Raw genomic sequence first — 10,362 nt, forward strand, 5'->3', positions numbered from 1 at the left:
GCTGAAAATTGATACCCGTACCGGCGAATATGTTGGACGGGTGAAGTAATCCTTTTGTACAATACCGGCCAGTGTGGTTATCGATTTTATTGTTCTGCCTGGCCGCGCTTTCTGGATTTTAGGCCGAAATTGTCTTAAGTCCGACAGGCTCCTGGTCAGATGCCTTCCTCTACGCCTTTCAACGCCCCATTTTTCCTTTAAATACCGGCTCCCTGTGAGGAGATGATCCTCCCTAATCTTTATTACCTCCATTACCTTCGCAAGAGGTTATTATGCATGAACTGCCTACTCTCAAAAATCTTTGTTTGGATAAAGTGGTTGAAAGTAGTAATAAACGAGCCTTTGAACAGCTTCCGGCAGCTTCAGATATTCAGCATCTCTATCTGAAACATATTATGTTTGCTTTTTTTGGGGGAAATAAAAGTGCTGTTGGTTATTGGCGTGATGGTGGTTTAATTCCAGATATGGAGATGACCGATCGGGTAAGAGAAATGCTTAAGGAGAATTGTCCTATTACCTTTCCATATCTGGAAATGAAAGATAGAACATTGTATATCCATGGACTGGGATGTTTTGGAATAAATAGGAAAGATGAGTATATGGGCCATGTATATGCGGATTGTCAGTACCTGATTCTGGGTACAAAAGAAACGAGGCTGTATGCGCTGGTCTGTGATCATGATTTAGAGTCAGAGAATAATGCGACCCCTGATTATCTGCCGTGTAATTACAATGTCTTTCGTCTGAGCGATTATAACGATCCTTGCGTTGAGCTCGATAGTATCAAGCCGGATTATCCAGGCCATCTTGCCTGCCTGATGATCAATGGCTTTCCCTGTACCGCTAGAGTGGATTACCATGACTGCACGTTGACGCTTAGCTAGGAGCCTGACCGAGAATAGACTGCCCTACTGCGGTGGCAGCAAATTGGTCTAAAAAGTCGGAAATTTTTAGCAAATAGAACCACTATTCACTAAAAATTTCCAACTTTTTATCCTCAATTTTCTGCCATCCTCGCTACGGGCGCTATTCTCGGACAGGCTCCTGGCATTCATCCAAACGCTGAAACAATGATTTTTTCAGTTGTTCTGCCTGCACACTACTGCCGCTCATAACAAACTGCAGGTACTTTGGTCTTGGTGGTGCATATCACACTGCGTGATTGAAGGAGAAGTGCTGAAAATTGATACCCGTACCGGCGAATATGTTGGACGGGTGAAGTAATCCTTTTGTACAATACCGGCCAGTGTGGTTATCGATTTTATTGTTCTGCCCGGGAGCCTGTCGGACTTATGCTGTCGAGCATAAAATTCTGGCCGCGTTTTCTGGATTTTAGGCCGCAATTGTCTTAAGTCCGACAGGCTCCTGGTCAGGTGCTTTCCTCTGCGCCTTTCAATGCCCCATTTTTCTTTTTTCCCATTCTTTGCCAGGTTGAAAATAACAATGATTAACAGGACTTTTTTTCGTGTCTGAGCCACAGTGGAAACCCACTGCAGCAATGATGGCGTTGAGGGAACGGGCCCGGTTACTGCGTGGCATCAGAAGCTATTTTCACCAACAAGGGGTGCTGGAAGTTGAACCCCCGTATCTGTCTGCCAGTGCTACAGTTGACGTCTATATTGACAGTTTTCATACTGACTTTACTCCCATTGGTTCTGATACCCGGCAAACGTGTTATTTAAACACCTCTCCAGAGTTCCCCATGAAACGCCTGTTAGCTGCCGGCAGTGGTGACATCTATTCCCTGGGGCGTGTTTTCAGAAATGGCGAAGCTGGCACTCGGCACAATCCAGAGTTTACTCTGCTAGAGTGGTACCGGGTAGGTATGGATCAACAAAGGCTGATGGATGATGTGGCAAGCGTACTGGGCAGTGTATCGACATTCAGGGAGGTGCGGCGCAGCAGCTATGGTGAGCTGTTTGAACAGTATCTGGCGGTTAATCCGCACACGGCATCACACAATGCGCTTGATGCGCTGGTCAAAGAAAAGGTGAATGACCGATTAACCGGGCTTGATCGAAATGACTGCCTGGATCTGTTATTTTCCTCTTGTATTGAGCCTCAGTTGGGTCAAAAGCCGGGACAAAAAAAGGGCAATGAATTACAGGGAGTCTTCGTCTACGACTACCCCGCCACCCTGTCAGCACTGGCGCGCTTGCGAGAGGATGATAACGGGCAACAGGTGGCTGCCCGGTTTGAGCTGTTTGTCAACGGTGTTGAGTTAGCCAATGGCTACCACGAGTTACTCGATGGCGACGAACAGCTTAAGCGTTTTAAGGAAGAACAAAAGAAGCGGAAAGCCCGAGGGCTTCCTGCTTATCCTTTTGATCAGCGGCTGGTGGCTGCCCTCAAACACGGGATGCCTGACTGCGCGGGTGTCGCCCTGGGCATTGACAGGTTGTTAATGTTAATGATGCAAACAGCAACAATACAGGATGTACTCGCTTTTTCGTTCGAGCGGGCGTAGCGGCATTTAAATACCGGCTCCCTGTGAGGAGATAATCGTCCCTAATCTTTATTACCCCCACTACCTCCGCAAGGGATTATTATGAATGAATTGCCTACTCTCAAAAATCTTTGTTTGGATCAACTGGTTAAAAGTGGTAATAACCAAGCCTTTGAACAGCTTTTGGTAGATTCGGATATTCAGCAGCTCTACCTGAGACATCTTATGGTTGCTTTTTTTGGGGGGGAAGAAAGCAATTTTGGTCATTATCGTGATGGTGCTTTAGTTCCAGATATAGCGATGGCCGATCGGGTAAGAGAAATGCTCAAGGAGAGTTGTCCTATTACCTTTCCATATTCAGAAATGAAAGATAAAACATTGTATATCCATGGACTGGGACGTTTTGGATTTGATAAGGAAGATAAGCATTTCGATGAGGGCCAGGTATATGTGGATTGTCAGTACCTGGTTCTGGGTACAAAAGAAAAGATGCTGTATGCGCTGGTCTGTGAACAGGAAACAGACTCAGATAATAATGCGAGCCCTGATTTTCTGCCGTGTAATTACAATGTCTTTCGTCTGAGCAAGTATAACAATCCTTGCATTGAGCTCGATAGGGGTGATACGTATTTTTCAGCCCATGTTGCCTGCCTGATCATCAATGGCTTTCCCTGTACGGCTAACGTGGATTACCATGACTGCACGTTGACGCTCAGCTAGCGTGTAATTGGGATACCTGTCGTCTGAGAGATAGATGCCCCCGACAGGCTCTTAGTCGGGGGAGGATATCAATCCCAAAATATAAAGCAATCCATCAAGTCCCATGGCAGAAACCGCATGGTCAGCCTGCTCCCTCACCAGGGGCTTGGCGCGAAAGGCAATGCCCAACCCGGCCTTGCTCAGCATGGGTAAATCATTAGCGCCATCACCAACAGCCATAACATCGTTCAGAGACAGGTTTTCTCTGTCAACCAGGGATTGCACAATAGCTGCCTTGCCCTGACCATTGATAATCGGGCCTTTTACTTCACCGGTTAGTTTGCCATCAGTGATAGCCAACTCATTGGCATAGACCTCATGGATGCCGAGCTTCTGCTGCACATGCCGTGCAAAGCAGGTAAACCCACCGGAGATAATTGCTGTTTTGTAACCGTGGGTCCGAAGGGCTGAAACCAGTGTTTCAGCACCGTCCATCATCGGGAGTCGTTCGGCCATAGTTTGCAGAACAGACTCACGCAAGCCCCGCAACATACTCAGGCGATGGCGAAAGCTCTCGTTAAAATCCAGCTCACCGCCCATGGCGCGTTCGGTGATTGCAGCCACTTGTGCCCCCACACCAGCAGCTTCGGCTAAACAGTCAATGACCTCGGCTTTGATTAACGTAGAGTCCATATCAAACACGGCCAGACGCCGCTGGTGGTGATGGTCAGCTTCGGTTTGCAGCACGATATCCACCTGACGTTCATCCGAGCGCTGAAACAATGATTGTTTCAGTTGTTCTGCCTGTTCACTATTGCCGCTGATAACAAATTGCAGACACTTGCCGGGGGTGACCCGTTGCTGATCCTGGTGGTGCATATCACACTGCGCGATGGCAGACAATATGCTTTTTTCATGGGCGATGGTCAGTCTCGGAGACATAACCGTAACAATAAAGCGGGCTTTTTCAGCACAGTCACTGGCAGATGATACGTTCACAACAGGCTCACAACTCACAAAAAGGGATAGAAATAATCAACTACGGAGCCTCGGAGCCTGTCGGGCTCCTTGGCCCCGTAATCCGTCAGAAGCAGCCGGTGAAGACGGCTTTCAACGGCTAATACTTTACCTGCCACTTGGCAATTTTCTCATAAAGCGTACGGTCAGCATCTTCTTCTTTTGTCGTGAGAATTTTGCTTTCCCCCGGCGGTACAGTCCCCTCAAGCACCAACTCATACACTTCAAACCCGTCGGTATCGAGTCCCTGTAATGCCAGGCATACCTCTTCATCGTCTTCCGGGTTCTCGACCCGCGCTTTTATCGCAAACGAAAACTCCTCTTCATCATCAATGAGGATTTTGGTGGCAATATCGCAGACATTCATTGTTGTTATCATCCATTATGGTGGTCAAACCTCATTATAAGCATGTAAAAAAAGGGAAGTAAAAACAGGTGCTCACTGTGCTGGATAACAGGCGTCAGCATTTTCCCCTGAACACGCAAAAGCCACTGTCTGCCTGACTAGGAGCCTGTCGGACTTAAGACAATTTCAGCCTGAAATCCAGAAAGCGCGAGAAAGCGCGAGAAAGTGCGGCCAGAATTTCCGATCAATTTGCTTAAATAGGTCAACTATTCACACAAATTGATCAGAAAATTCTGACTCGCCCTACTGAATTTTATGCTCGAAAGCATAAGTCCGACAGGCTCCTAGCGGTGTTTTTAATGGATTTTCTTAGAATCAAAGGGCACTAAGTAACGAATAAAACCAAAAGATGTTTCAGTTTCAACTGGTGAATCCAAAATAAACTACTACGCTTTGGTGACTATTATTTTTTGTATACATTAAAAATACAAATGAATATACCTTGTGTGGTGAAGTGGTTTAATTGAACGGCTTATACCTACTGAAAATATAAAGTGATATGGCATAAAAAAGGCCATTGGTGTTTGTTATCCTGATTAATCAGATCGCGCGTTATTGGTGTCAATTGGTGCCAACGGTTATCAACTGTCAACGTTAATGTAACGAATAAAGCGAATGAAATAGTGGGAATGAATCAATGATGAAGTTTGTGCGTTTATCCATTGTGATGATGATTCTTTCATCTTCTTTATATGCCCTGGAAATAGAAAAACTAAGAATTTTATCGAACCAGTATTACGGCGCTAACCCTGAAGCGTACAAGAAAAGTATGGAGCAGTTTAAGATTCCTTCTATCCCGGGCAGCGACATTAGCGATCCATTATTGCAGATGGCCTTTTACCGGAATCAAAGCAATGAGTACTTAAAATCACTGGGAGAAAATGCCGATCTGTGCGTGACCACAATAAACGTTGAACACCTGGCGCCTTCGGTTGGGGTACTGAAAGATGGGCGGCTGGTTTTTTCTCGTTTTTCTGACGGGGGCATAATGGTGTGGAATCTGAGTAAACCTGAAGGGCGTCGATGCGAAGCCATACTGGCTTTGCATACAGGCGTAGTGAACTGCCTCACAGTGATGCCTGACGGGCGACTGATTTCGGGTTCTAGTGACTTTACAGTAATGGTGTGGAATCTGAGTAAACCTAATATGGAGGTATGCGAGGCAGTACTGGAAGGCCATGGAGGTCCTGTGGAGTCAGTCACGGTACTGAAGAATGGGCGGCTGGCTTCGGGTTCTTATGATAAAAACATCAATGTGTGGGATCTGAATCAACCTAAAGGGAATGAATCCATGATAATAATGGGGGGCGGACTACGAGGCAGCCACAAAGGTTGGGTGAATGCCGTCAAGGAACTGCATGATGGTCGGCTGGTCTCGGGTTCTGCTGACCACACCATAAAGGTGTGGAATCTCAGCGTAGCCGATGATGCCCGATACGAGTTGGATGACGGAAATCTGGACAGGACACCGAATGGGGACATTATACCTCGCTCAACCCCCAAATGCGCCATTGGTTGTCAGGAGACAATAAATGCTCATAAGGATAGTGTGACGTCCCTGCTGGTATTGCCTGATGGGTGGCTGGTTTCAGCTTCTTATGACAAGACCATAAAGGTATGGGATCTGAGTAAACCTAAAGGGGAACGGTGCGTGGCGATACTGACGGGACATGAAGGTCCAGTGCATACCCTCACATTACTGCCTGATGGGCGGCTGGTTTCGGGCTCTTCTGACCACACCATAAAGGTATGGGACTTGAGTAAACCTAACGGGAAGCAGTGCGTGGGAACACTGATAGGCCATAAATCTACGGTGAGATGCGTCGCGGTAATGCCTGATGGGCAGGTGGTTTCGGGTTCTGGTGACTGTACCATAAAGGTATGGAATCTGAATAACACGAAAGGGGACGTTTCAGACTCTTCTGACACCACCGTTTCAGAATCTTCTGACACCACCAAAGAGCTGTTGGGGGATCTGAGAAAAAAATGGTGCGATACAACACTGACAGACCATGAGCCTATGGTGATGTCTGACACGGCAATGTCTGATGGGCGGCTGGTTTCGGCTGCTGATGAAGGCATGGAATCTGAGTAATATAAAGGGGCGATTGATGTGGCCATAAAACAACATGGCTAACGTCGGCGAGCGCACTGGTGCTGTTAAGCGCTAATACCCCTACAGTCGTCATTCCCGCGAAGGCGGGAACCTACCAGAAAATGGGTTCCCGCCTTCGCGGGAGTGACCAAAGTGATGGGTGTATGTATATTGATTTGTCTTAAGTCCGACAGCCTCCTAGAACACCGTTATCTGGGTTAAAAGTTCATATTCTGAGCAGCGGTTTTGGTTATTTATTCCTTATTCCTTATTCCTTATTCCTTATTCCTTATTCCTTATTCCTTATAGTAATGGTGCCTGTGATAAAATGGGCACTTTCGCTTCGTATAACTTGGCCAGAAAAGGTGACCACAGGGCATTACCCTGTTTTTGGCCCAAAAATTTACGCTATTTAAAAACATGTTTAAAATCAATGGGTTGCAATATAGCCTCAAAAAAGGGTATTTTTAGCTTTTCGGGCTGAAGTTATTGGTGCAGCTCGTTTTATTGCTGAAAACCTCTAGTTCACTGCCGCACAGGCAGCTTAGAAATACGCTCGTCTCAGATAGTCGATAGTAAGCTTGTTCACTGCCGCACAGGCAGCTTAGAAATTCCTTGGATGATTTAAAAGCGGCTTCTAATTGTTCACTGCCGCACAGGCAGCTTAGAAACTGCGAAGGGTTGTGAAGCTATTGCTTCATATCGTTCACTGCCGCACAGGCAGCTTAGAAATACGATGATATAAGGGGCACTATTGCTGAACTGTTCACTGCCGCACAGGCAGCTTAGAAATATCTCTTTTGCACATCTTCTGTCGTTTATATGTTCACTGCCGCACAGGCAGCTTAGAAAAAGAACAGCACCGGTAGTAGTCCCCGCACTCGGTTCACTGCCGCACAGGCAGCTTAGAAAACAAAGAGCACTGGCAACAACACTCAAACACAGTTCACTGCCGCACAGGCAGCTTAGAAAATCGTATGGTAGTCTTTCTTCTAAAGATAAAAGTTCACTGCCGCACAGGCAGCTTAGAAACTCTCGCGAATTTCGGATTCGGATGTCTCGCAGTTCACTGCCGCACAGGCAGCTTAGAAAAAAGAACAAATTGTTGATGAGTCTTCCCTCTCGTTCACTGCCGCACAGGCAGCTTAGAAAAATACAACATGGGTATGATCTGCGCCACTAATGTTCACTGCCGCACAGGCAGCTTAGAAAACCCGCAAGCACAAGCGGGTTAATCAGCGCAAGTTCACTGCCGCACAGGCAGCTTAGAAAGTGGAGATGGCGCATTAGCTGTTCGCTTTATCGTTCACTGCCGCACAGGCAGCTTAGAAAGCTTCTTCTGGTGCCGATCCGCAGGCCGGTTCGTTCACTGCCGCACAGGCAGCTTAGAAAGCTTCTTCTGGTGCCGATCCGCAGGCCGGTTCGTTCACTGCCGCACAGGCAGCTTAGAAACATCACCTTACCCTCATTCTATAGACTTGCTCAGTTCACTGCCGCACAGGCAGCTTAGAAAGTACAACGTGAACTATCAGGGCAGCACGGAAGGTTCACTGCCGCACAGGCAGCTTAGAAAAGATAGCCCAGGCTGGAGCATCATTCCATGACGTTCACTGCCGCACAGGCAGCTTAGAAATTGCAGGATCAAGCGCTACGTTTGCCTTAGCTGTTCACTGCCGCACAGGCAGCTTAGAAAACGATAGAGAGATTTCGCCAGGAACATCATCAGTTCACTGCCGCACAGGCAGCTTAGAAATTATGAATGAGCTGATTCCGCTGTGCATATATGTTCACTGCCGCACAGGCAGCTTAGAAAATGTGGCGGCCTCGTGATGCGGGTATCGTTCAGTTCACTGCCGCACAGACAGCTTAGAAATATTTTTATTATGCTTTTTTCATGTTCACTTCCGTTCACTGCCGCACAGGCAGCTTAGAAAACTGTATAACTTACAACCGTCGTTTGTGTTACGTTCACTGCCACAGGCAGCTTATAAAATACTGAGTTTTATAACGGTAATTATGTAGGTTTGAAATGGCCCAAAAAAATAATTCCAATCACAACTGGTGAATTTAAAATAAACTACTATTCTACAATTTCTACAATGACTGTTGATTTTTATGAATTAAAAATACTGACTAATATAAATTGTTTGGTAAAGTTGTTCCATTGAAACACTTATGCCCTTGAAAATATCCAGTTATGTTGCAACTGGAAAAGGCGATTGGTGTTAATTGCAATAGAATAGTTTGGTCAGCCACATTGCGCATCATTGGAGCCACCCATTATCAACTGTCAACATTAACGCAACGAATAAAATAGTGGGAATAGGTCAATGATGAAGTTTGTCCATTTATCCATTGTGATGATTATTTTTTCATCGTCTTTTTTACATGCTCTGGAAATAAAAAAGCTGAAAACTTTATCGAATGAGTATTATGGCGCTAACCCTGAAGCCTACAGGAAAAGCATGGAAAAGATTAAGATTCCTTCTATCCCGGGCAGCGACATTAATGATCCATTATTACGCATGGCCTTTTACCGGAATCAAAGCAATGAGTACTTAAAATCACTGGGAGAAAATGATGATCTGTGCGTGATCACAATAAATCAGTATCAATGGCAGGTGCCATCAGTCGCGGTAATGAGTAATGGGCTGATAGCTTCAGGTTCTGCTGGACTGTCCATAAAGGTGTGGGATCTGAGTAGACCTGAAGGGGAACGGTGCGTTGATGAACTGGAGTTCAAACATGATGGGCATGTGAATTGCCTCATGACACTGCCAGGCAGGCGGGTGGTTTCTTCTAATGACTCAACCATAAAGGTGTGGAATCTGAGTAGACCTAAAGAGGAGCAATGCGAGGTAACACTAAAAAACTTTTTAGGTGCTGTGGGGTTAGTCAAGCGACTTACTGATGGGCGGCTGGTTTCGACTTCTGATAATGGCGACATAATTGTGTGGGGTCTGAATCAACCTCAGGGGGATGAATGCATGATAGTAATGGGGGGCGGACGGCCAGAGGGCCACAAAGGACGGGTGAATGCCATCAGGGAACTGCTTGATGGACGGCTGGTTTCGGGTTCTTCTGACAAGACTATAAAGGTGTGGGATCTCAGTATAGCCAGTGATACCCGATTCCAGTTGGAGGAAGACGAGACACTGGAAGGGAAAATTATATCTCGCTCAGTCCCGATGCCCATCGGTTGCCAGGAGACACTGACCGGTCATAAGGATTGCGTGACGTCCCTGCTGGTATTGCCTGATGGGCGGCTGATTTCAGGTTCTTATGACAATACCATAAAGCTATGGGATCTGAGTAAACCTCAAGGGGAACGGTGCATGGCGACACTGACGGGGCATGAAGGCCGAGTGCATACCCTCACATTACTGCCTGATGGGCGGCTGGTTTCGGGCTCTTCTGACCACACCATAAAGGTATGGGATTTGAGTAATCCCGGAGGGGAGCCGTGTGTGGGAACACTGATAGGCCATGCATCTGTGGTGACATGCGTCAGGGTAATGCTTGATGGGCGGGTGGTTTCAAGTTCTGCTGACCACACCGTAAAGGTGTGGAATCTGAGTGATACTAAAGTGGGTGGTTGATCTGACCGAAAAGAGCGTCAAGCCCAGTACTTTTAGTACTGGGAAGGAAAGCTAGGAGTCCGTCAGGACTCCTAATGTGGTCTATTCTGCTGCTCGATGT

Annotated in this window: 7 protein-coding genes and 1 CRISPR repeat array; of the genes, 5 read left to right on the plus strand and 2 right to left on the minus strand. The window is 46.7% G+C overall.

The genetic code is table 11. The features are described from left to right. Positions 1-272 precede the first annotated feature (272 nt). The 3 genes from V4C51_RS15755 (at position 273) to V4C51_RS15765 (ending at position 3,166) form a co-directional block, all read left to right on the plus strand. Entirely contained in the window at positions 273-884 is a 612-nt protein-coding gene (locus V4C51_RS15755) for a hypothetical protein (protein WP_330927139.1), read from the plus strand. 581 nt (positions 885-1,465) lie between these two features. After that, on the plus strand, positions 1,466-2,467 hold the full coding sequence (epmA, locus tag V4C51_RS15760; RefSeq protein ID WP_330927140.1) for an EF-P lysine aminoacylase EpmA: 1,002 nt from the start codon (positions 1,466-1,468) through the stop codon (positions 2,465-2,467). An 81-nt stretch (positions 2,468-2,548) separates the two neighbouring features. After that, a complete protein-coding gene (locus V4C51_RS15765) occupies positions 2,549-3,166 on the plus strand; it encodes a hypothetical protein (protein WP_330927141.1) in 618 nt (205 codons plus the stop codon). A 51-nt stretch (positions 3,167-3,217) separates the two neighbouring features. Here the strand turns inward: V4C51_RS15765 and serB are convergent, their stop codons facing one another. Then, positions 3,218-4,144, minus strand: coding sequence for a phosphoserine phosphatase SerB (serB, locus tag V4C51_RS15770; RefSeq protein ID WP_330927142.1), 927 nt, complete (start codon positions 4,142-4,144; stop codon positions 3,218-3,220). Between the two features lie 118 nt (positions 4,145-4,262). After that, positions 4,263-4,529, minus strand: a complete 267-nt coding sequence (locus V4C51_RS15775) for a hypothetical protein (protein ID WP_330927143.1) — start codon at positions 4,527-4,529, stop codon at positions 4,263-4,265. Positions 4,530-5,205: 676 nt separating this feature from the next. Between V4C51_RS15775 and V4C51_RS15780 the strand changes: the two genes are divergently transcribed. Beyond that, positions 5,206-6,663: a WD40 repeat domain-containing protein gene (locus V4C51_RS15780; protein ID WP_330927144.1), complete on the plus strand. Its 1,458-nt coding sequence runs from the start codon at positions 5,206-5,208 to the stop codon at positions 6,661-6,663. A gap of 523 nt (positions 6,664-7,186) precedes the next feature. After that, positions 7,187-8,597: a CRISPR direct-repeat array (repeat unit 28 nt; unit sequence GTTCACTGCCGCACAGGCAGCTTAGAAA). Positions 8,598-8,993: 396 nt separating this feature from the next. Further along, positions 8,994-10,262: a WD40 repeat domain-containing protein gene (locus tag V4C51_RS15785; RefSeq protein WP_330927145.1), complete on the plus strand. Its 1,269-nt coding sequence runs from the start codon at positions 8,994-8,996 to the stop codon at positions 10,260-10,262. Positions 10,263-10,362: the final 100 nt, after the last annotated feature.

It is taken from the genome of Candidatus Sororendozoicomonas aggregata, from assembly GCF_031528575.1.
Classification (GTDB): domain Bacteria; phylum Pseudomonadota; class Gammaproteobacteria; order Pseudomonadales; family Endozoicomonadaceae; genus Endonucleibacter; species Endonucleibacter aggregata.